Below are 22,547 nucleotides of genomic sequence, written 5' to 3' on the forward strand. Positions count from 1 at the left end.
CAAGTATTATTATCCAACAAGGTAAATTACTGGACAGGGCAAGAGTGTCGTCAGTTTGAGACTGAATTTGCTAAATGGGCTGATAGCAAATATGCCATTGCAATGGGTAATGGTACGTTGGCATTAGACGTTGCCTTACAAGCGTTAGATATCGGCGCAGGCGATGAAGTAATCGTCACGCCGCGTACCTTTATTGCGAGTATCTCATCGGTAGTCAATGCTGGAGCGACGCCTGTTTTTGCTGATGTCGATGAGGCAACCGGTAATATCACGCCTGAGTCAATTACTGCAGTACTGACGGCTAAAACCAAAGGCATTGTCTGTGTGCATTTGGCAGGGTGGCCTTGTGATATGGATGGCATCATGGCACTGGCAGAACAGCATAATTTATATGTGATAGAGGACTGTGCTCAGGCGCACGGTACGCGTTATAAAGGTCGTAGCGTTGGTAGTATCGGGCATATCGGTGCTTGGAGCTTTTGCCAAGATAAAGTAATGACAACAGGCGGTGAGGGCGGTATGGTCACCACCAATGACGAGCAATTATGGCGCAAAATGTGGGCTTATAAAGACCATGGTAAAAGCTATGCAGCAGTCTATGAGACCGAGCATCCACAGGGCTATCGCTGGCTGCATGAAAGCTTCGGTACCAATTGGCGCATGACTGAAATGCAAGCCGTGCTTGGTCGCATTCAATTAACAAGAATGCCTGATTGGACCGCCAAACGTACGGCTAATGCTCAAGCTATTTTAGATACCTGTGCACAATGGGAAGCAAAAGGCTATCTTTCTGTACCTAGGTTAGAAGAATCAGCGCAGTTTGCAGATTCGACCCATGCCTATTATAAGCTCTACGTCTATGTGCAGTCAGACAATCTTCCTGAAGGCTGGTCACGAGATCGTATTATTCAAGAGATCAATGACTTAGGGGTGCCTTGTTTTTCAGGATCCGCTTCTGAGGTATATCTGGAAAAAGCATTTGATAATACAGGTTTACGTCCTGAAAGCAGATTGTCAGTCGCCAAGCAGCTCGGCGAAACCAGCTTGATGTTTCTCGTGCATCCAACGTTGACAGAAGACGAGATTAAGCAAACAGTACAAGCGATTGATAGCGTATTTGCGAATATACATAACCAATAAGATATCAGTTATTGAGTTAAGTTAAATTTAGTTACATTAATGCAAATTGATGTTTGATCCATAGTATTTATAAACCATTGGCATTTATAATAAACCCTTTATAACCGAAGAGTATTTGATCATGTACAAGAAGCTAAGTATTTTATTGGGTTTTGGTGTCTTATCATCAATGTCGATGTTGGCATCTGCACAAAACTTGTATATGAACGATCTAAAGCTTAAGGCAGATCTTGATTGGCTGAATACTCAAGGGGTCGCGCAGATTAGCACCAGTACTTGGCCGCTGACAGCTAATGAGGTTAAACGCGCTTTAAATACGGCTAATGCCCAGACGCCAGCGCAGCAGCAGATCCTGCAGTCGGTACAAACGCGATTGAATCAGAACCGTAACTCAGTAGTAAAAGGCTCGGCAGCACTGCATATACAAACCGATAGAGATCAGATACCACAAAAATTTGCTGATGATCAACTTGCGGGTCAACAAGCAAGCGTTGGCGTGTCGCTTAGCGAAGCGGAGTGGGAATTTAATCTACAAGCTAATTTAAAAAACGACAAACTTATCGATGACAGCTCAGATGTTAGCTTTGAGGGCTCGTACCTTGCTGGTACTGCTGCTAATCAGTGGTTGATAGCGGGTAAAATTCCGACGTGGTGGGGACCTGGGCATGATGGTAGCCTTATTCGAGGCGATGCAAGTTTGCCGGTTGCAGGTTTTACTATGCAGCGTGATCAGCAAACTGCGCCGACATCCCCATATTTATCGTGGGTCGGACCTTGGCAGTATCAGCTATTTGCCGGTCAGCTAGAGGATTATGAAGCGATTCCTGATGCTAAGCTATTTGGTGCAAGGCTGACAGCTAGTCCTTGGGAATGGTTAGAAGTCGGTGCTTCACGTACCTTTATGTGGGGCGGTGAAGGTCGTCCACAGAGTTTTGGCTCCTTTACTGATGCGCTCTTAGGAACTAGAGATAATGGTGGTAACGAAAGAGGGGATCCGGCCAATCAGTTGGGCGGTTTTGATGGGCGCTTAAGTTTAGCGCCATTAGTCAATGTGCCTGCTGGCGTTTATGCGCAATATATTGGTGAAGATGAAGCAGGCGGCTTACCGGCTAAAAACATGTATTTAGCCGGTGTTGATTATGCGTCTGCTGCTTACGGCAAACCTTATCAGCTGTATGCGGAGTATACAGATACCCGCACAAGCGGTGAGGTAAGAGGTATCTCTTATGACCATAGTATTTATACCGACGGCTATTATCAGCAAGGCTTCCCATTAGGCTATGCGCTAGGCGGTGATGCGGAGAGTATCGCACTTGGTGGCCGCTTATGGCTTGATAACCGTAATTTTATTAACGCAAAATTACAGCATGCTAAGGTGAATCAAGCCGATGAAGCCATTAATCAAGCATTCCCAACGACTGATAAGCTGACTGGTATCGATGTGGCTTGGGAGCATCAATACAACCCCAAAGCGCTTATTTCTAGCCGAATTTGGGCCGTAGATTCAGATATCCAGTCGACTGATGTCGGCGTAGGTGTAGGTATTGAGCTACAGACTTATTAAGTTCAAGTTGAATGTATTTAAATAGGAGTCGTTACTAATGTAACCACTCCTATTTTTTTGTCAAAAATTTCGGTGTAATGGACATTATTCATGCTGGTGTAGGGTCTAACGCCATATACTGTCTATATTTGCAAGGAATCAACGCCATGAATCAAAAAACTACCCTTTTTGTCGTGATAAACACATCAAAAAGAATGGACGCAAGCTAGGCAAACAACAGTATCAATGTCTAGCTTGCAGACGGCAGTTTTTAGGTGGCAAAAGACTCAATAACCAGACCCTTTGGACTGAATATACCCAAGGAAAACAGACCTACAAACAACTGGCTGATAAGTACCACTGTAGTCTTAAAACCATTCAAAGACGCTTAGACACCGTCAGTATTGACTATCAAGTTAAGCGACCGAATACTGCTAACATCATCATGGACACCACTTACTTCGGTCGTAAGTTTGGTTTAATGGTTTTTATGGACAATACCACTAAAGCCGTTCTTTACTACGCGATAGTCAGTCATGAAACCAACAGTGCCTACAAACAAGGAATTGATCATCTAGCATCGTTAGGCGTTGATATACAAAGCATCACCTGTGATAGCAGACGAGGGCTTAGAACGTTATTTACTTGTACCCCTTGCCAGATGTGCCAGTTTCATCAGGTGCAAATAGTAACTCGCTATCTCACTCGTCGACCTAAGAACATCGCAAGTATTGAGCTTAGACGGCTCACTTTAAACTTAACACAGCTTAATAAAGCTGACTTCATAGAGCACTTAGATTATTGGTTGTTAACTCATGAAGACTATCTGAGTGAGCGTAGTACCAATGAAGATACGGGTAGAAGTTGGTACACGCATAAGCGTCTTAGAAGTGCTTATCGTAGTCTCAGAACCAATAGCGATTGGCTATTCACTTATCAAGAATATGAGCACTTAGACATACCAAATACCACCAATTCTCTTGAAGGTTTATTCAGTGAGTTAAAGCGACAATTGCATAGTCATCACGGTCTAAGTGAGCAGCGTAAGTTGCGGTTTATTAAAGACTTTTTAGGGTCAAAGTCTCTCAAATAGCATGAATTATGTCCATTAGCGACTACCTTCTACTTTTTAGTATGAATTTTGTCCATTACACCAAAATTTCATTATTTCCTAGGGCTTATTTTCTATTTTGAGAATAAATATAAAATAGTTTTCTATCATATAAAAGAAATTTTTCGGAGGATAAGAACATATTGTCTAGAAAAATGATTGAGTATTACTGCTAACCAATCCTACCAATTGCCCTTTCATCAGCTCTAACACTGCTACAAAGCTAACCACTACGCCAGTTTTATATAACGCGCTATCTAACGAGCTACCTAGCTATTTATCTGATAGCTGATCGTATAACTACCATCAGATAATGGCTCTACGCTATTTTTTATATAACCCTCTTAGCCAATGTAAGTAATAAATAAGTTTTGTTGCTAAATGTTGTTGGATAGTATATAAATATATAAGTGTACGTGAATATTTAAATTCTATTAAGTGTATATATCGTTAATCTGTTGATAAATGTTCACTATGTTATGACTCGTATTATCACTAAGACGTTTTTTACTTGTAATGTAGTTATATAATGAGTTTGTCATAGCCCTACATTATGAAAATTACGGTATCGCTAATAGCTGTTACTGATAGCCACAGTTTACAAGGAATTTACTATGGGCGGATATTCATCTCAATTATCGACGATAGCGTGCTTAGTGCTCCTCACTGTCACATCTGGTTGTAGCAGTATTAATTCTGGACTACAAGCGGGCAACTTACCGCCCAGTGGTGCCTTTGTCGCAGAAAATGGCATTACCTTCAATGTTCAACCATTAGACGTAACGACCTTACCAGCTAAGCAAGCCCCAGTACTCGACAATGAGCTATATAACTTGGTCAAAGCTTCAAGACCAATAGGTTATCGTATTGAAGCGGGAGACGTAATGAGTATAGTGCTCACTGACTATCCAAATATCAGTGCATCAACATCAAGTATTACTGTTGATCAGCAAGGCTTTATTCAGTTTCCATTGATAGGCCGCCTGAAGGCGAGTGGCATGAGTGTGCCGCAGTTCACTGCAGTATTACAAGCTAGGTTGCAACGCTATCTCAAATACTCAGACCCGCAAGTCAGAGTCATCAACTATCTTGGTAGCAAATTCTTTATCGACGGAGAAGTTACTAAGTCTGGCGAATTTCCTATTACCGATGCACCGGTCACCTTATACGGCGCTTTGTCCATGGCAGGCGGTACTACTATGACAGGCGATTCAAATAATATTGTATTAAATCGCCGAGGTAAAAATTATAACTTAGGGTTGCAGTCATTAAGGCAGATGGGGCTATCTGCCAACCAAATTTATGTACAAGATGGCGATTCCATTCATGTCAATAGTCAAAGCCGTAATAAAGTTTATGTCTTGGGAGAGTTTGGTCGAATCGAACCAGTCGCTATCCCTGAGCAGGGACTTAGCTTAGCGCATGTACTGGGTGAATCAAGTGGTTTAAATGCGAACACAGCCAATGCTGCCAAAGTATATATTGTCCGTGATAACTCAAAGTATAACTATACCAATATCTATTATGCCGATATGCAGACTATTACCGGCTTAGCATTGGCAAATCGCTTTGAGATGCAAGCCAATGACATTCTTTACGTTGATCCTACGGGTCTAACTCGTTGGAACCGTGTGATCAGTGCTCTTTTACCATCAACTTCTGCAATCAGATCAATCTCAGACTTTTAAACGATAACAGTTATGGCGTTTGATAATATCGTCACAAGCCTTGAATAATGGACAAAAAAATAAGCTGACTGACTAACACTAATTGATGAAGACATAGTTATGGATAACAATGTTATGGATAACCATTCAAAAGATTTATCTAGACACAATACTGACAAAGATAATGATCTACTGGGTCTGCTTTTAGTATTACTACGCGGCTGGAAAATCATTGCTCTGTTTGCAATTTTGGGTTTAATAATAGGGGTGTTATATGTTCGCTACGAAAAACCCACCTTTAAATCAGATGGACTGATTCAAATTGATGAAACTTCCCAAAACTTATCAGGTCTAGGGTCGAATATAGCAGAGCTATTGCCACCTGATGATAGTTCAATGCAAGCGCAGATTAAGCTAATAAGATCCCGCATGGTCTTAGAGCCAGTGGTGGATTTGCTTCATTTAGATATTAGGTTGAATGATCCGGCAGTTAGTAAGATAGATAGAATAAAAAACAACCAAACGAACGTGCAAATGAATACTGCTGATGGCGTTGTACTCGAGACTAGTGATGGTCGAGTACAAGTGAGTCAGTTTAATGTGTCAGAAGACTATTTAGATAAAGCCTTTACTTTATTAAAAACTAACACAGGCTTTGTTTTGAGTAGTGGCAGTGAGCAATTTAAGGGACAGTTGAACAAAGCTCATCGTTTCACAGGTAAGAGCGGTCTCATTGAAATTATAGTTAACGAGCTACCTACTGGTAAACATCCTATCGATATTACCAAGCAATCACTGCAAATCACCACGGACTCTATCAATAGTGCCTTATCAGTAGTGGAAGAAGGCACTAAGACCGGTATTATCGAACTGTCTTTGTCAGGTCTAAACCAAAAGCAAGTCAGCCTGATATTAGAACATATTGTACTGTCTTATAGTGCACAGAACCAAGCACGTAGCTCGGAACAAACTATCAAGACTATTGAGTTTATGAAAAAACAAATCCCAGCCTTAAAACAAAAACTCAAAGAATCAGAAGCGATATTTAATAAATTTCGTGAGAATTCTGGCACTATTGATGTAGCACAAGAAGCGTCAATATTGCTTAGTGAAAATGCTGGACTTGATACACAAATTAGTGAGCTTAAGCTAAAAAGAGCAGATCTAACTACTTACTATACCAATGATCATCCGTTGGTCATTCAGATAAACGAACAACTTAGCGTATTGAATGCTAGAAAGCAGCAAATCGACGATACCATTAGTGCGCTACCAGAAGTACAGAGAGAGTTTTTGACACTCTCTGAGGATGTAAATATCGATAGAGAGATTTATCTCACGATCCTTAAAAACTACGAGCAGCTAAAAATTGTCAAAGCAGGTGAGGTCAGCGCCGCCCGTATCATTGACTTGCCTATCAATACCAATAGAGTCATCACCCCTAAAAAACAATTAATAATGACGTTAGCCACCCTAGCAGGTGCTCTGCTAGGTGCTCTATTAGTATTCATTATGCAGATGCTTAGGAATGTCGTTAAAGACCCTGAACGTATTGAGTCTAAGACAGGAGTGCCAGTCATCGCCACAATTCCACGCTCTGCGGTATTATCACGATTAAGTACTAACAAAAAAGCAGCCCCTCGTATGCTGGCTCATGTTGATAATAGTAGCTTGAGTTATGAAGCGATCAAAAGCCTTCGAACCAGACTTATATTAAGTATGCCAACGGTGATTTCAGATAGCCAAAAGGCAAAAGTACTTTTGTTAACTGGGGAAAGCCCGGACGTTGGCAAGTCGTTTATCTCTGCTAACTTGGCAGAAGTCTTTGCTCAGCTGAACAAAAAAGTTTTGATCATAGATGCCGATATGCGTATGGGTGAGCTGCACAAGATTTTTGGCATGAGTCAATATGATGGCTTAGCAGATTATCTGTTGCTAGACGATAGCAGTTTGCAACTTAACCAACGTAACAAGAGCGCCGCTGCTCAAATAGTGAATGATGTTTCTGATTTTAGTATAGAGAACTTTATTTATCCTAGTGGTATAGAGCATATTGACTTTATGCCACGCGGAAAGCATCCAAGTGATCCTGAATCGCTACTAATCAGCGAAAAGTTTGATGCTTTGTTAATGGAATTAAAGTCTCAGTACGACTATATTATCATCGACTCACCACCATTATTGGCCGCTTCAGATGCAATGGTGTTAGCTCAGCATGCAGACAAAGTACTCATGGTAACCAGATACGATGATTCAATGGAAAAACAGTTAATCTATGCCGTTAAGCAAATGCATGAATCTGATATCCAAGTAGATGGCATTATTCTCAACGATGTCAGGCAAGGTCTGATGAGTAAATATAGCTATAATCATCGCTATGCCTATGCCGACAGTCGCTAATATGGTGTTGCTACTGTTGCATTTTCAATCAAGCTGGTTAATCAGGTTCTTCAGAAACGGTCAGGTGGTAGAACTCTATGATAAATATAAATAAGCTAAAAATAGCAGTGATTGGTTTGGGGTATGTCGGACTTCCTCTAGCAGTTGAGTTCGGCAAGCAGCATTCAGTGGTAGGTTTTGACATTAATGCTAGCCGCATTGCTGCATTAATGGCAGGCACAGACCATACCTTGGAGGTTAGTGATGAAGAGCTAGCTGTAGCGATACATTTACGCTATAGCTCAGATATCCAAACGCTCAAAGACTGTAATTTCTTTATTGTAACTGTGCCGACACCTATCGATAGCTCAAAGCAACCTGACTTGACGCCACTAATCACGGCCTCAAAGGCAATAGGTTCATTACTAAAGAAAGATGACATTGTGGTCTATGAGTCTACAGTCTATCCTGGCGCGACCGAAGAAGTTTGTGTGCCATTACTAGAAGAAGTATCTGGGTTAATCCTTAACCAAGACTTTTATGCAGGCTATAGTCCTGAGCGTATCAATCCGGGTGACAAAGAGCACCGCGTAACTAATATTTTAAAAGTAACGGCTGGATCGACACCTGAAGTTGCTGATTTTATTGATGAAGTTTATAACTTAATCATTACCGCGGGTACGCATAAAGCACCAAGTATTAGGGTCGCAGAAGCAGCCAAGGTCATCGAGAATACCCAAAGAGATGTCAATATTGCCCTGATCAATGAGCTAGCGGTAATCTTTAATAAAATGGGAATAGATACCGAAGCGGTGCTCAAGGCAGCGGGAACCAAATGGAACTTTTTACCGTTTCGTCCCGGACTTGTCGGTGGTCACTGTATTGGGGTTGATCCTTATTATCTGACTCATAAGGCGCAAGCTATCGGCCATAATCCTGAGATTATATTGGCAGGTCGGCGTTTGAATGACAGTATGGGTGAGTATGTTGTCACACAGTTGGTCAAAACCATGATCAAAAAGCGCATACAAATTGAAGGTGCTAAAGTTTTGGTTTTAGGACTCAGTTTTAAAGAAAACTGCCCAGATGTGCGCAATACTAAAGTGATCGATATTGTACATGAGCTACAAAAGTACAACGTCGAGATTGACGTTCATGACCCTTGGATAAATGCTAACGAAGCTAATCGGGAATACAGTATTACTCCTATCGCTCAACCTGTATTAAATCAATATGACGGTATTATTTTAGCGGTCGCTCATGAGCAGTTTATCAAGATGGGCATAGAGAAAATAAGAGCGTTAGGTAAAGACAATCATGTTCTCTATGATCTAAAGTATTTGTTTACTAAAGAAGATACCGACATACGCCTTTAAGCGTCCAGAGCAATCAAAGGGATTTGGGAGACATTTACTATGAAAGTAACCGCCTATCAACAAGTTACAGAAGCATTAGTTAATGAGCCAAAGGTCTGGCTCATCACAGGGGTTGCAGGATTTATAGGTTCGAATCTACTGGAGAATCTGTTATTACTGAATCAAAAAGTCGTGGGTTTAGATAATTTTGCCACGGGATTTCAACACAATTTAGATGAAGTTCAATCGGTGGTAACTGCTGAGCAATGGCAACGTTTCAACTTCATGGAAGGTGATATACGCAATTTAGCAGACTGCCAAAGCGCTTGCGCAGATGTTGATTATATTCTCCATCAAGCGGGACTAGGTTCAGTACCACGCTCTATCGCAGATCCTATTAATACTAACGAAACCAACATCTCAGGTTTTTTAAACATGCTGGTCGCCGCTCGCGATGCGAAGGTGGCAAGCTTTACCTATGCCGCTAGTAGCTCGACTTATGGTGATCATCCTGCATTACCAAAGGTTGAAGAAGCCATTGGTAAGCCTTTATCACCCTATGCTGTGACCAAATACGTCAATGAGCTATATGCCGAAGTTTTTGCTCGTACTTATGGTTTTCATACTATTGGTCTGCGTTACTTTAATATCTTTGGTAAGCGCCAGACTCCAGACGGTGCTTATGCGGCGGTGATACCTAAATGGACAGCAGCCATGATCCAAGGCGATGATGTTTATATCAATGGCGATGGTGACACCAGCCGAGATTTTAATTTTATTGAAAACGCGGTACAAGCCAATATCTTGGCAGCAACTGCCGATGATGATGCCAAAAACCAAGTCTATAATGTCGCTGTCGGTGGTCGTACCACGCTCAACACTTTATTTGCAGCACTAAAAGATAACTTAAGCATTAATGGCGTAGATTATAGCCAAGCGCCTATTTATCGTGACTTTAGAGAAGGCGATGTGCGCCACAGTCAGGCTGATATCAGTAAGATCCAAAGTGCATTGGGTTATGATCCGCAGTTTGATGTTGTTCAAGGCATAAAAAAAGCGATGCCTTGGTATGTTACTTTTTTACAAAATAGCTTGCATGGTTGATAGTAAATAAAATAGAGACGTTACGTTATGATGCAGGACTGGTATAAATGTTTCTGGCGTGCTGTGCCTAAGCTGACAGAGGCTGCAAAAAATTGATCCCAGTCCCGCTGTATCTTTTTATATTGAACTTAATATAGTTGAATAAGTTATGTTAAAAGTAATCAAACAGCTCTTTGTTCTGCTGACCGATAAACAGTTAAAACAGTTTTATCTATTGCAAGTGCTGGTTGTTATTATGGCGTTTACTGAGCTATTAGGGATTGCTTCTATAGCCCCTTTTATGGCTTTAGTTGGTGATATTAGCATACTAGAGACCAATGGCATTTTTGCGCAGTTGTATCAGATGTCTGGTCTGAATAATCCTATGGACTTTTTATTCTATAGTGGTGTGATCGTTCTAGTCATGTTGACATTTTCTACTGTCATCTCTATGTTTACAACTTGGAGACTATCAATTTTTGGCGCGCGCATCGGTACTGAGATTGCGGATCGTCTCTATAGCTACTATATGCAGCAAAGCTGGCAGTTCCATGCCAGCGGTAGTAGTGCACAGCTTACTAAGCAAGTATCCACTGAAGCGGCACGCATCAGTAATGACATCATACAACCGTTAATGCAAATGAATTCAAAGCTAGTCTTAGCACTATTTATATCTATTAGTATCGTGATTTATGATCCGGTTATCGCGATATTGGGATTATTCATATTTTCGTTAGCATACTTCGTACTATATAGATTGGTGCGACAAAAATTAGAAAGTAATGGTCAACAGCTGTCTGAAGTGTCGACCCGACGTTTTAGACTCATGAACGAAGGGTTTGGCGGTATTAAAGACGTCTTACTGCTAAACCGTAGCCATGATTTTATCACTCGATTTCATGATAGCGGTAAAGTCTTTGCTCGTGCTCAAGGAACCAATATAGCTATTAGCCAAGTACCACGATACTTTATAGAGCTTATAGCCTTTGGTGCGCTGATTTCATTAGTATTGGTATTAATTAAGGTACATTCTGGTAATTTAGGGGAAGTCTTACCAATCTTAGCCGTTTATGCTCTAGCGGCATTTAAGTTGTTGCCAGCTCTACAACAAATATATTCTAGTCTATCTCAGATTAAAGGTAATACTGCTGCGTTTGAAGCAGTCAAAGATGACTTACAGCGCTCATTTGAAAATCAAAAGGCGATTACTAAAGCTTCGATGCCTACAGCGATAAGTCTTAATAAGAGTATTGCGCTAAATGATATAGAGTTTAGTTATCCTAATAAAGATAGAGCAGCCGTGGACGGTGTCAGTATGAGTATTCCTGTCAATAGCGTTATTGGTTTGGTTGGTTCATCTGGCTCTGGCAAATCAACTTTGATAGATTTATTGCTTGGTTTGCTGACCCCGCAACAGGGCAATATATATGTCGATGACATTCGCATCACTGCAGATAATAAACGAGCCTGGCAAGATCTATTGGGATTTGTCCCACAAAGTATTTTTCTGAGTGAAGGAAGCATCGCTGAAAATATTGCCTTTGGTATTCCGGCGAAAGACATCAGCCTAAAACAAGTCAATAAAGCGTTAAATTTAGCTAATTTGACAGAATTGGTTGAGCAACTGCCAGACGGTGTCAATACTAAAGTAGGCGAGCGCGGTGTACAGCTCTCAGGTGGTCAGCGGCAACGTATTGGTATTGCGCGCGCACTCTATCATGAAGCAGAGGTGTTGGTATTCGACGAAGCAACCAGTGCATTAGATGGTATTACTGAAAAGATAGTCATGGACGCTATCCATGAGTTCAGTGGTCAAAAGACCATTATTATGATTGCGCACCGTCTAAAAACGGTAGAGAAGTGTGATCTTATCTACTTTATGGAGCACGGTAAAATAATTGATCATGGGACCTATCAGGAACTTGTGGTACGTAATGTCAAGTTCAAAGAAATGGCTAAATACGCTTAGCGTTACTGACGGGAGCTCTGATATGTACTTAAGTTTGATTATCCCGTTTTTCAATTCAGCACATAAATGCAAGAGACTTCTTAAACGTGTAACAGCAATAACGTCGAGCGATCCCGATCTCGAGGTTATTTTAGTTGATGACGGCTCAACTGACGACACTGATCGTTTACTTACAGATTTTAGAGATAGCTTGCCACAGGCTAATATAATCGCAATAAAACAAAAAAATAAGGGTCCTGGTGGTGCTAGGAACACGGGGTTGAAGCTCGCAAAAGGTGAATATGTTTGGTTCGTCGACTCTGATGATGACATAACGACTGAGGCATTGGCATTCATAAAGCAGAACTGCGATCATCAGTATGATTTTATCGATTTCAATGTTATAAGCTCAGACAGTATTCCTATCAATAGAATGGGCGTGGTGGCAGGCAGCTATAGAGATAGACAAGAAGTTCCTCATATACTTTTTAGTAGGTTTATGTCTCAAACATGCAAAGCTTTTAGGCGAAATTTTTTAATCGAAAACCAGGTTTATTATCCTGAATACTGCTATTACGAAGACATCCCATTGGCATTTACCCTCCCGCTCCTCGTCACGAATTTTTTAAAGTTGAGTAAAAAGCAGCGTAGTAAGTCATCAGAAATATCATAATGAGAAAATAAAATGAATAATATATATATATTTTGGACTGGAGATAATGCCATTCCAGAAGTTAGACTAAAGTCAATAGAAGCCATGAAGACTAACAGTCAATCAGATGTTGTCTTCGTGAATAATGAAAACTTACATCAATATATTGATTCTAATGATATTCATCCTGCTTATGAGTATTTAAATCTGGCTCATAAAGCTGATTATTTACGTTGCTATTTTATGCATAATTATGGCGGTGGTTACTGTGATATCAAGCAAATAAATGCTTCTTGGATACCAAGCTTCGAGTTATTAGATAGCAGGAATGAACTGCTATGTATAGGGTATCAGGAGGTTAATAGATGGGGAGTAGCAAATATCCATCACTCAGCACTGCTATTAAATCAATCTGTCTTTAATAAAGCTAAAGCTAAAGCTATGTATAGGTTTTATCAATTAAATTACAAAAGTTTGATCGGTAATGGTGCTTTTATATTCAAGCCAAAGTCTGACTTGACTCAAGAGTGGTGGAATAAATTAAATACCCGTCTAGATGAGTTGCTACCAGCATTAAAGTTTAATCCTGCAAAATATCCAAAAGAACGTGGAGGACATAAATATGATGGTGTTATTTCAAACTACCCTGTGCCTTGGAGTTATATTTTAGGTGATATACTACAGCCTTTGTCATTTAAGCATAGAACAGTTATTTCAAGAACTCTACCGCCCCCGAAATTTACAGATTATCAGTAAGCAGAGATAACGCCGCAATATTAGACGATATTTCTATGTATTGCTATTACAATAAAAAAGTATTGCACTGTTCAATAAAAATATATATATCGTATTAATAGCTTATATAGCTATCTAATACCTACAGAATTAATTGGATTGAAAAATGTTACATATATATATTATTTCATTAGAAAGAGATACAGAGAAACGTAAAGTTATCAAGGAGACCTTACAAGGTTTTAATCTTAACTTTAGTTTTATAAACGCAATTGATGGTATTTCCCTGCCGGAAAGCCAGATAAATTTGATCAGAGAGAGAAGTGTCGGTGCAGTCGCTAGTAGAGGTTTTCCTGCCACAGCGGGTGAAATTGGATGTACTTTAAGTCATGTTAAAGCTTATCATCAAATTTTAGAGGACAACCAAATCTGGGTTTGTATCTTGGAAGATGACGTAATACTAGATGAAAGATTTAAGGTCTTTATTAAAACTTTTCAAAGTACTAATATGAATTCAAAAGACCTGTATTTAATGGGTGGCCAATACGGTTTGGGGATTAAATATATTATTAAGAGTAATAGAAATATTAATTATATAGGGGGCAGCATTTCATAAGACTATTAGGAGCCAGTATCTAGTTCAAAGAACTTGTTGTTATCTTATCAGTTCAGCTATGGCGAAGAAATTATTAAGACTATCGCAAGAAAGCTTTATACTTGCTGATGATTGGGGCTACCTATCAGAGAATAAGTATATTAATCGAATATACTTGGCTGATTTTGTTGAGCATCCAACAGACTTGTCTGCAAGTAATTTGCAACAAGGTAGAGAAGAGGCGACATTAAGAAATCCATCAAAAAAAATTGGCTACATGAATAAATTACAAAACACTCTAAAATGCCATATTAGGTATCAAATATTGACAGCCTATAAGTATATAGAGAGAAAAGACAGAGTGTAGAAAACTGTTTATGTATAGATAAGTAAAAATATTAGTTGTTTACTATATGATAGGTTTACTATCAAGAATTACGATAACCAACATTGACCTTCGATTGAAATGTCAAATAGCTATCAATTTAAACCTCATATTTGAGGATTTTAACAATATGTTTTCTATAGTCATACCTTTATATAATAAAGAGCTCAGTGTTGGAAATACAATACACTCAGTTCTTAATCAACGCTTTCAAGACTTTGAAGTCTTAGTGGTTAACGATGGTTCGACGGATAATAGCGCCAATGCGGTTGAAAAAATCAATGATGCTAGAATACGTCTAATCACTCAAACCAATCTAGGGGTTTCTGCTGCGCGTAATCGTGGCATCACAGAAGCTAAGTTTGAATGGATTGCTTTTTTGGATAGTGATGATTTATGGCTTGAAAATCATTTGGAAGAAGTCGCGAATATGATCACGGCTTTTCCAGCTGAAAAGTTTTTTACCACATCGTTTATATACTCAGATGATAGGAAGTTGTTTAAGCACAACCGTAATAGCACTATATTTAAGGTTGAGAGCTACTTCAAAGAATCAGTTAAGGAAATACTACTTTGTGCAGATACAGTTGTCATAAATAAAGACTGTTTTAAATGTTCAGGTCTTTTTAACACACAGATGAAAAGTGGTGAAGATACAGAGCTTTGGAACAGAATGGTGCGACAGTATGGATTGGTCAAGAGTGATGTTGTCACCGCCATATATCGGGTAGAAGCAGAAAACAGAACCACGTTAAGCAAAGACCTAGAGACTACTTACGTATATAACGTGGATCTCACTCAAGTTGAGAGTACTGACGAACAGGTATATTTCAAAAAAATGATTGTGAACAGATTATACCAGTATGCGCGTGCAAAGGATTTTTATAACTTTGATAAGTTAAAAAAGAAGCACCCAACAGTAAATTATATGGCAGTTTTGAAATATTCAGTTAAGCATGTAATCAATAGAGCAGTTGAGAGAATATTTATAAAGTGAAGCTAAGTAACGTTGTTTCTTAATACACTATTTGGCTTTTATACAATATTATAGATAGCTATGTCCCCATTTTCATATTCAAGAAAAATTTTCTGCCGTATTCGAGCTTTTACCTATGAAAAATGATTTAGATGTATGCATATACTCGCCTAGTGAAAAAATCTGGGGTGGCGGTCAGATTTATATAGAGAATTTATGCCGCTATATGAATGAGCAGGATGTCGCTACCGTAATCGCAACCTCAGAACCTGATACGTTCTCTTGTCCCACAATAGCGATGGATTCAGTTGCTTCAAAAGCTAAGCGACTCTCTAGCTCATTAAGTCTGGCTAAAACCCTTAAGCGTTTTAACATCAAATTTATCGTCCTTAATGACTTGTCTTCACTATGGTTAGCGCCAATCTTTAGATTACAAGGGTTTAAAGTGATTTCTCTTTTACATTTATATTTGCAGAAAAAGAATGCGGCTGGACTGGGGCATAGTGATGCGGAATACAATTTATTAAGGTTTTCAAGCCGTTTTTGCGACAAAGTATTTAGCGTGAACAAAGAGAAAATACAAGCATTTCCAGTTGAAGTAGAGGTTTTTTACTGTACGCTTTTTGACGGGGTTTTTGACACGCTTTTTGACTAAACCCTGCAACGTGCTACATTAAGCGGATAACTCTGTCAGCCTATTTAAAATGCAAGACCATTTAAAACGTACTCTATTTAAAATGTCATCTATTTAAAATAACAATGAAATAAGGAATCATCATGCAAGCGGTTTTTTTAGACAAAGGTACTTTTTCTGATAATGTCGACTTGCCAGCACCCGTTGGCGTTACCGACTATATTACTTACGACGATACGCCTGAAGAGCTGATTATTGAGCGCTGTCAAAATGCCGACATTATTTTTACCAATAAAGTCCAAATCAGCGCTGACAGCATCGCCAATTTGCCCAAGCTTAAGCTTATCCAGCTAACTGCTACTGGCATGAATAATGTCGATCAAGATGCCTGCGCTAAGCACGATATTGCGCTATATAACGTCGCGGGTTACGCGGTCAAAAGCGTGCCCGAGCATACCTTTATGCTGATGCTAACTGCCATGCGTGCTGGCATCCATTATCATGAAAAAGTTGCTGACGGCACGTGGGCAAACAATGGTAATTTCTGCTTGCTCGATATTCCACTGATAGATTTGGAAGATAAGACACTGGGGATTATTGGTGTTGGCACTATTGGTAAACGCGTCACCGACATCGCCCGCGCTTTTGGGATGACGGTATTGTGGGCAGAGCATCAAGGGCGTACGCCGCGTAATGAGGATTATACGGCGTTTGAAGACGTACTGGCGCAGTCTGATGTACTGAGCTTACATTGCCCATTAAACGAGCAAACCAAGCATCTTATTAATGCAGATACTTTAGCAAAAATGGCTAAACAGCCGCTGATTGTGAATGTCGCCCGTGGTGGTATTGTCGATAGCCAAGCGCTAACTAATGCGATTAACAACGAGCAAATTATCGGTTATGCCACCGATGTCTTTGAGCAAGAGCCGATTGTCAAAGATGACCCTTTATTGACCCTTGCTAACCATCCGCGGGTGATATTTAGTCCACATAATGCGTGGGGCAGTAAAAGCGCGCAAGAAACCTTGTGGCAAATTTTAAGCAAGCAGGTGACTGACTTTATTAATAACGGTCAATAAATTTAGTGCTTGATTAATAGCTAATCTAAGGATTCATTTAGCGATTAAAAAGCAACCAATCGTCTTTTATGTTACGGTATTTGAGCATCACGCGGTCACTCAGATAATTATTGGTGACTCGCCAAGGATAAATATCGCCTTGTTTTGGTAGCTCGTGTTGCGCGCGCTGGACATAGCCTGCCGATAGCGCACCCATGACCGTATCTGGCTGAGCATGTGCCTCGCTATGCGCAGTTTTTGCTTGCGGCACTGCCACTTGATAACGATGCTTATGCATATGGTTGAGCAGCCGCAGCACATATTGACAAGCCAAGTCGATTTTTAGTGTCCACGACGCATTGGTATAGCCAAATAGCGCCACCATATTTGGCACGCCTTCAATCATGACCGCCTTATAAGTCATGCGCGAGCCGATATCGATTGCTTGCCCATCGACATAGACTTTAGCGCCGCCAAGCATTTGCAGCTTTAGCCCCGTTGCGGTAACGATGATATCAGCCTCAAGGTGTTTGCCCGAGTCAAGCATGATGCCAGTTTTGGTAAAGTGGCTGATTTGATCGGTCACTACGGCAGCTCGTTTGCCATGTAACGCCATAAATAAATCACTGTCTGGCACAGCACAAAGCCGCTCATCCCAAGGATTATAAGCGGGCATAAAATGCGCAATATCAACCCCGCTGCCTTTTAATTCGGTTTTAACGCCACGTTTTAATAATGCTTTCATGACCTTGGGCGCAAACACAGCCGCTCGATAAGTCCCTTGTTGCATCAACACATTGCGCGTGCGCAGTAGCTTATAAGCTTGCGTTTTTGATAATGGTGAAAACTTACCTGCCAGCCAATCAAGCGCATAATCATCACCCGGTACACTTGCCACATAGGTCGGCGACCGTTGTAGCATGGTAACGTGCTGCGCGCACTGCTCGCTTTCTTCATCGACCATAGCGGGCAGTAGCGTCATCGCTGTCGCACCGCTGCCAATAATGACCACTTTTTTATCGTCATAATTCACATTTTGCCAATGCTGCGGATGGACAATAGCACCCTGAAAGTCCTCTTCTTTATCAAAATGAGGCCTGTAACCTTGCTCATAATCATAATAGCCTGTAGCACCGACGACAAACTTTGCCGTTAAGGCAAATACCTCACCGCTTGCAAGATTTTTTACCGTTGCCGTCCACTGCTGACTATGGCTTGACCAAGACAGCTGCTGCACCTCATGCTGATAGCGGATATGTTCAGTGATACCAAACTCGCGCGCCGTATCAGCAATATAGTTTTTAATATCACCGCCTTTTGCCAATACTCGATGGTCCAACCACGGACGAAAGCTATAGCCAAAAGTCAAGGCGTCAGAGTCTGAACGAATACCAGGATAAGTAAACAAATCCCACGTACCGCCCAAATCCGCGCGTTTTTCTAATACCACAAAGCGCTGGGTAGTTTTTTGCGGCTTTCTTTTTACTAGCTGTTTTAAGCGACTTCGGCTTTTATGCCCAAACAGCCCTTTGTGCTTTTGCTGCTGCAATCGACTGGCCATGCCGATACCGGCAATCCCAGCGCCGATGATAAGCACCTCACAATCGACGGGCGTATTCAAGGCTGCTGGCGATGATTTAGATTTAAAGCACTTTTTAATTGCCTGTTTGCCGGCAGTCATATCAAGCATAATACAATCCTTGTTTTTGCATGATGGGTTTTAATTTACATGGTGTATTTAAAATCAATCTATTTCAAAGAGACCTATTTAAAAAGGGCTTGGACTTTCCCAATCCATCCAAGCGCCAAGTGTGGGATGTTTTAGGCGTAGCTGCTGGGCATGTAAATTGAGCCGTGGCGCAATCGTCAAGGCGTCACCTTCAGCATAAATTGGGTCGCCAACCATCACATGTCCAACGTGCACCATATGTACACGCAGCTGATGACTGCGACCGGTAACAGGCTTTAATAGCACGCGCGTGACGGTTTGCCCGTTGCACTCTTCATGCGCCAGCACCTCATACAGCGTTAATGCATGCTTTGGCCAATTGGGATCGACGATATGACGCGGCTTGGTTGCAGGCTCATAACGTACTGGCACTGATATCTCGCCTTTGGCACCGACATGTTGCCATTGACCAAAGACACGCGCTTGATAACTTTTTTGTGGCAGCCGCTCAATAAACTGCTTACTAATATGGGTTTGCGCGGCGGCATTTTTGGCAAAGATCAGCAGCCCTGAGGTATCCATATCTAAGCGATGAATCAACTTAACCGCTGGATTGGCGCGCTCAAGTCGTGCTAATAAACTCACCTTGAGCGTTTTACCATCGACGCTTAACAGTCCGGCAGGCTTATCAACGACCCAAATATCATCATCTTCATAAACGGTAACGGCTTGCGCAAATTCTCGAAAAAACTCCGGTGGATACGCATTTTCTTCAGCATTCAGGGCTTCTATCTTTTCATCAGTGAAAGGCATAAAATTTAGCTACTTATAGTAATGGGTTATATATATTGCTAGGATTTTGATATTCATAAGCTTCGATGTCAAAGCCATTGTTAATAAAGCTATCCTTAATTTTGGATAAAGTTAACTTTGAGCAAAATGGGTGGTGAGTGCGCAGTTAAAAATAATAATAAATCAGTATTCGACCAGTATTCAAAGCGACGACTGGATTTGCGTTAAAAATGACGATAGCGGTGGCAAGTGACAGATAAAACATAACCTGTGTCGTTATGTTTCGATTTATTGTGCTAATAGTAATTGTTAAACAATTTAACCGGCCTGCGTCTGTCAACTTTGAGCAAACATGTTAATATAATGGCAGAATTTCACCCCTTCTTAACCATTCTTTAGCCATTCATCTGTTTAATATGACCCTCATATTTATATAGACGGCTGATAATAGAAATAATAAAACAAGAGAGAAAAATTATGTCAGACCTTATTGTTAACACCACCGATGCAAACTTTGACCAAGATGTTCTACAATCAGACGTGCCAGTTTTAGTAGACTTTTGGGCAACTTGGTGTGGTCCTTGTAAAGCTATTGCACCTATTTTAGAAGATTTAGCGACTGAGTACCAAGGTAAAGTTAAAATCGTTAAAGTCGACGTCGATAGTAACCCACAAGCGGCGAGCCGTTTCGGTATTCGTAACATTCCTACCCTGTTTGTCTTTAAAGACGGCGAAAAAGTCGATTCAGTGATGGGTCTACAGCCAAAAGCCGCATTAGCAGCCGTACTAGATAAGCATCTATAATCGTTTTTAGTAATTGTTTACTAAAAGGTTTTTATATAAAAGCCGACACCGAAAAAGCTATTGTCTACAGCAGATAATGGCTTTTTTGCTGCTTTTCTGAGCAAAAAACGAGATTATGCGAATTTTTTGGCAAAAATTATTGACAATGCCAGCTTGAAGCCCGTATAGTCTGCTGACAAGAGAAAACTAACCATTTTCCTAAGTGTCTTGTCGCTATTCTCCTCGTGTTTATCAACAAAAACACAATCGTCATTATAAAACACCACTACTGAACGCAATGACTAAACACAATTACTGATATTGAGTTTTTGACGCAGACTCTTATGTAGACTTCTTTATCTTTACCTCTTATGAGCGTGCCTGACTTTCTGGCAACGCGTCCATAAGCTGGCACGTAAAATCCAACCTACATAAACCCCAATGCTGTGCATATACCTTCTATCGCCCTATATCCGTTGTTTTAATCAATGTCTTGATTTGTGCTGATAATGGCATCTCTCATCTGATCAACTGCTAATGACCTATCTATGAATCTTACTGAATTAAAGAAAAAAACAATCGCTGAGCTATTGGCCATCGCTAAAGAAATGGGTCTTGATAATATGGCGCGTAGCCGTAAACAAGACATTATCTTTGCGATTTTAAAAACCCATGCCCGTAACGGTGAAGCCATTTATGGTGACGGCGTGCTTGAGGTTCTTCCTGATGGCTTTGGCTTTTTGCGCTCATCTGAAGGCTCTTATTTAGCAGGTCCTGACGATATTTATGTCAGCCCAAGTCAAATCCGTCGCTTTAGCCTCAAAACAGGCGACAGTATCGCGGGCACCATTCGTCCGCCAAAAGACTCTGAGCGTTATTTTGCGCTATTAAAGGTCGGTGAGATTAACTTTGATACGCCAGATCGCTCGCGTCATAAGCTGATTTTTGAGAACTTGACGCCACTATTCCCAACTGAGCAATTAAAGCTCGAGCTTGGTAATGGCACGACCGAAGATTTGACCGGCCGTATCATTGACCTGATTGCTCCAATTGGTAAAGGTCAGCGCTCGATTATCGTTGCACCGCCAAAAGCCGGTAAAACCATGCTGCTACAAACCATTGCGCAGTCAATTACCCGTAATAACCCCGAATGTTATTTAATCGTACTCTTGATTGATGAGCGTCCAGAAGAAGTCACCGAAATGGTACGTACGGTACGCGGTGAAGTGGTTGCTTCTACCTTTGATGAGCCGCCACAGCGTCACGTCCAAGTGGCTGAAATGGTCATCGAAAAAGCCAAGCGTTTGGTTGAGCATAAACAAGACGTGGTCATTTTACTGGATTCTATTACCCGTCTTGCCCGCGCCTATAACACCGTGATTCCATCATCAGGTAAAGTATTGACCGGTGGTCTAGACGCCAATGCTCTTGAGCGTCCAAAACGCTTCTTTGGTGCGGCGCGTAACGTTGAAGAAGGCGGCAGCTTGACCATTATTGCCAGTGCACTTATTGATACGGGTAGTAAAATGGACAGCGTTATCTTTGAAGAGTTCAAAGGAACCGGTAACCAAGAGATTACCCTTGAGCGTGATTTGGCGGAAAAACGCGTCTTCCCAGCCATTAATATCAAAAAATCAGGCACACGCCGCGAAGAGCGCCTGCTTGATGAAGATAAATTGCGTAAGGTTTGGATTTTACGTAAGCTGCTTCAACCAATGGATGGCGTCCAAGCGACTGAATTCTTGCTAGACCGTCTAAAAGAAGCCAAAACCAACGACGAGTTCTTTGAGCAAATGAAACGTAAATCACAAAACTAATTAATAGTTATTGTTTATTAAATTGATTAGATAGTGAATATGCAAACATAAAGACTGCCTTAGGGTGGTCTTTTTTGCTTTTTAAATGCTCGTTTAAAGACTTTTTCCCTATATAGTCGATTCCACTTAAAAAGAATATAGAGCTGTGGAGATAATCCTTAGAAACAGTTAGCGGACTTTCATTATAAATACAATAACTCCAAGCAAAAGCCCTACCAACGA

At 40.8% G+C, this 22,547-nt stretch carries 19 protein-coding genes; 17 read left to right on the forward strand and 2 right to left on the reverse strand.

Annotated features, from left to right (window positions below):
* The 15 genes from JMX94_RS04430 to JMX94_RS04500 form a co-directional block, all read left to right on the forward strand.
* Positions 1-1,140, forward strand: a 1,140-nt coding sequence (locus JMX94_RS04430; protein WP_201563592.1) for a DegT/DnrJ/EryC1/StrS aminotransferase family protein, incomplete at its 5' end; no start/stop codon positions are given.
* A 121-nt stretch (positions 1,141-1,261) separates the two neighbouring features.
* The gene (locus tag JMX94_RS04435) at positions 1,262-2,704 is read left to right on the forward strand and encodes a capsule assembly Wzi family protein (RefSeq protein ID WP_201563594.1); all 1,443 of its coding nucleotides are present in this window, start codon (positions 1,262-1,264) and stop codon (positions 2,702-2,704) included.
* A gap of 424 nt (positions 2,705-3,128) precedes the next feature.
* Positions 3,129-3,776, forward strand: a complete 648-nt coding sequence (locus tag JMX94_RS04440) for a hypothetical protein (protein ID WP_201563596.1) — start codon at positions 3,129-3,131, stop codon at positions 3,774-3,776.
* Positions 3,777-4,408: 632 nt separating this feature from the next.
* Positions 4,409-5,482 (forward strand): polysaccharide biosynthesis/export family protein, encoded by a 1,074-nt coding sequence (locus tag JMX94_RS04445; RefSeq protein WP_201563598.1) that lies wholly within the window; start codon positions 4,409-4,411, stop codon positions 5,480-5,482.
* Between the two features lie 99 nt (positions 5,483-5,581).
* Positions 5,582-7,861: a GNVR domain-containing protein gene (locus JMX94_RS04450; protein WP_227673516.1), complete on the forward strand. Its 2,280-nt coding sequence runs from the start codon at positions 5,582-5,584 to the stop codon at positions 7,859-7,861.
* A gap of 77 nt (positions 7,862-7,938) precedes the next feature.
* Complete coding sequence (gene tviB / locus JMX94_RS04455) at positions 7,939-9,216, forward strand: Vi polysaccharide biosynthesis UDP-N-acetylglucosamine C-6 dehydrogenase TviB (RefSeq protein WP_201563600.1); 1,278 nt, start codon at positions 7,939-7,941, stop codon at positions 9,214-9,216.
* A 39-nt stretch (positions 9,217-9,255) separates the two neighbouring features.
* Positions 9,256-10,299, forward strand: a complete 1,044-nt coding sequence (locus JMX94_RS04460) for an NAD-dependent epimerase/dehydratase family protein (protein WP_201563602.1) — start codon at positions 9,256-9,258, stop codon at positions 10,297-10,299.
* 148 nt (positions 10,300-10,447) lie between these two features.
* Positions 10,448-12,247 (forward strand): ABC transporter ATP-binding protein, encoded by a 1,800-nt coding sequence (locus tag JMX94_RS04465; protein ID WP_201563604.1) that lies wholly within the window; start codon positions 10,448-10,450, stop codon positions 12,245-12,247.
* A gap of 22 nt (positions 12,248-12,269) precedes the next feature.
* Positions 12,270-12,899, forward strand: a complete 630-nt coding sequence (locus JMX94_RS04470; protein WP_201563606.1) for a glycosyltransferase family 2 protein — start codon at positions 12,270-12,272, stop codon at positions 12,897-12,899.
* A 12-nt stretch (positions 12,900-12,911) separates the two neighbouring features.
* Complete coding sequence (locus tag JMX94_RS04475; RefSeq protein WP_201563608.1) at positions 12,912-13,634, forward strand: capsular polysaccharide synthesis protein; 723 nt, start codon at positions 12,912-12,914, stop codon at positions 13,632-13,634.
* Between the two features lie 145 nt (positions 13,635-13,779).
* Entirely contained in the window at positions 13,780-14,229 is a 450-nt protein-coding gene (locus JMX94_RS04480; RefSeq protein WP_201563609.1) for a glycosyltransferase family 25 protein, read from the forward strand.
* A 58-nt stretch (positions 14,230-14,287) separates the two neighbouring features.
* Positions 14,288-14,575 carry a hypothetical protein gene (locus JMX94_RS04485; RefSeq protein ID WP_201563611.1) on the forward strand — a complete coding sequence of 96 codons (288 nt, stop codon included), beginning with the start codon at positions 14,288-14,290 and terminating at the stop codon, positions 14,573-14,575.
* A gap of 148 nt (positions 14,576-14,723) precedes the next feature.
* On the forward strand, positions 14,724-15,590 hold the full coding sequence (locus JMX94_RS04490; RefSeq protein ID WP_201563613.1) for a glycosyltransferase family 2 protein: 867 nt from the start codon (positions 14,724-14,726) through the stop codon (positions 15,588-15,590).
* Positions 15,591-15,705: 115 nt separating this feature from the next.
* Complete coding sequence (locus JMX94_RS04495; protein ID WP_201563615.1) at positions 15,706-16,224, forward strand: hypothetical protein; 519 nt, start codon at positions 15,706-15,708, stop codon at positions 16,222-16,224.
* Between the two features lie 122 nt (positions 16,225-16,346).
* Positions 16,347-17,285 carry a D-2-hydroxyacid dehydrogenase gene (locus JMX94_RS04500; RefSeq protein WP_201563617.1) on the forward strand — a complete coding sequence of 313 codons (939 nt, stop codon included), beginning with the start codon at positions 16,347-16,349 and terminating at the stop codon, positions 17,283-17,285.
* 37 nt (positions 17,286-17,322) lie between these two features.
* On the opposite strand, the gene JMX94_RS04505 is transcribed toward JMX94_RS04500, so the two are convergent.
* Positions 17,323-18,954, reverse strand: coding sequence for an NAD(P)/FAD-dependent oxidoreductase (locus tag JMX94_RS04505; RefSeq protein ID WP_201563619.1), 1,632 nt, complete (start codon positions 18,952-18,954; stop codon positions 17,323-17,325).
* A 78-nt stretch (positions 18,955-19,032) separates the two neighbouring features.
* The gene (locus JMX94_RS04510; protein ID WP_201563621.1) at positions 19,033-19,746 is read right to left on the reverse strand and encodes an RluA family pseudouridine synthase; all 714 of its coding nucleotides are present in this window, start codon (positions 19,744-19,746) and stop codon (positions 19,033-19,035) included.
* 456 nt (positions 19,747-20,202) lie between these two features.
* Here JMX94_RS04510 and trxA point away from each other — a divergent pair, with 456 nt between their 5' ends.
* Together trxA and rho are read left to right on the forward strand one after the other, a co-directional pair.
* Positions 20,203-20,529 (forward strand): thioredoxin, encoded by a 327-nt coding sequence (gene trxA, locus JMX94_RS04515; protein ID WP_149490841.1) that lies wholly within the window; start codon positions 20,203-20,205, stop codon positions 20,527-20,529.
* Between the two features lie 527 nt (positions 20,530-21,056).
* Positions 21,057-22,325, forward strand: a complete 1,269-nt coding sequence (gene rho, locus JMX94_RS04520) for a transcription termination factor Rho (protein ID WP_149490840.1) — start codon at positions 21,057-21,059, stop codon at positions 22,323-22,325.
* Positions 22,326-22,547: the final 222 nt, after the last annotated feature.

The organism is Psychrobacter sp. CMS30 (genome assembly GCF_904846565.1).
GTDB lineage: Bacteria > Pseudomonadota > Gammaproteobacteria > Pseudomonadales > Moraxellaceae > Psychrobacter > Psychrobacter maritimus.

Excerpts from the sequence above, each read along its gene's own strand:
- JMX94_RS04435 (WP_201563594.1), top strand. The coding sequence starts at position 1,262 with ATGTACAAGAAGCTAAGTATTTTATTGGGTTTTGGTGTCTTATCATCA.
- JMX94_RS04440 (WP_201563596.1), top strand. The coding sequence starts at position 3,129 with ATGGACACCACTTACTTCGGTCGTAAGTTTGGTTTAATGGTTTTTATG.
- JMX94_RS04445 (WP_201563598.1), top strand. The coding sequence starts at position 4,409 with ATGGGCGGATATTCATCTCAATTATCGACGATAGCGTGCTTAGTGCTC.
- JMX94_RS04450 (WP_227673516.1), top strand. The coding sequence starts at position 5,582 with ATGGATAACAATGTTATGGATAACCATTCAAAAGATTTATCTAGACAC.
- tviB (WP_201563600.1), top strand. The coding sequence starts at position 7,939 with ATGATAAATATAAATAAGCTAAAAATAGCAGTGATTGGTTTGGGGTAT.
- JMX94_RS04460 (WP_201563602.1), top strand. The coding sequence starts at position 9,256 with ATGAAAGTAACCGCCTATCAACAAGTTACAGAAGCATTAGTTAATGAG.
- JMX94_RS04465 (WP_201563604.1), top strand. The coding sequence starts at position 10,448 with ATGTTAAAAGTAATCAAACAGCTCTTTGTTCTGCTGACCGATAAACAG.
- JMX94_RS04470 (WP_201563606.1), top strand. The coding sequence starts at position 12,270 with ATGTACTTAAGTTTGATTATCCCGTTTTTCAATTCAGCACATAAATGC.
- JMX94_RS04475 (WP_201563608.1), top strand. The coding sequence starts at position 12,912 with ATGAATAATATATATATATTTTGGACTGGAGATAATGCCATTCCAGAA.
- JMX94_RS04480 (WP_201563609.1), top strand. The coding sequence starts at position 13,780 with ATGTTACATATATATATTATTTCATTAGAAAGAGATACAGAGAAACGT.
- JMX94_RS04485 (WP_201563611.1), top strand. The coding sequence starts at position 14,288 with ATGGCGAAGAAATTATTAAGACTATCGCAAGAAAGCTTTATACTTGCT.
- JMX94_RS04490 (WP_201563613.1), top strand. The coding sequence starts at position 14,724 with ATGTTTTCTATAGTCATACCTTTATATAATAAAGAGCTCAGTGTTGGA.
- JMX94_RS04495 (WP_201563615.1), top strand. The coding sequence starts at position 15,706 with ATGAAAAATGATTTAGATGTATGCATATACTCGCCTAGTGAAAAAATC.
- JMX94_RS04500 (WP_201563617.1), top strand. The coding sequence starts at position 16,347 with ATGCAAGCGGTTTTTTTAGACAAAGGTACTTTTTCTGATAATGTCGAC.
- JMX94_RS04505 (WP_201563619.1), bottom strand. The coding sequence starts at position 18,954 with ATGCTTGATATGACTGCCGGCAAACAGGCAATTAAAAAGTGCTTTAAA.
- JMX94_RS04510 (WP_201563621.1), bottom strand. The coding sequence starts at position 19,746 with ATGCCTTTCACTGATGAAAAGATAGAAGCCCTGAATGCTGAAGAAAAT.
- trxA (WP_149490841.1), top strand. The coding sequence starts at position 20,203 with ATGTCAGACCTTATTGTTAACACCACCGATGCAAACTTTGACCAAGAT.
- rho (WP_149490840.1), top strand. The coding sequence starts at position 21,057 with ATGAATCTTACTGAATTAAAGAAAAAAACAATCGCTGAGCTATTGGCC.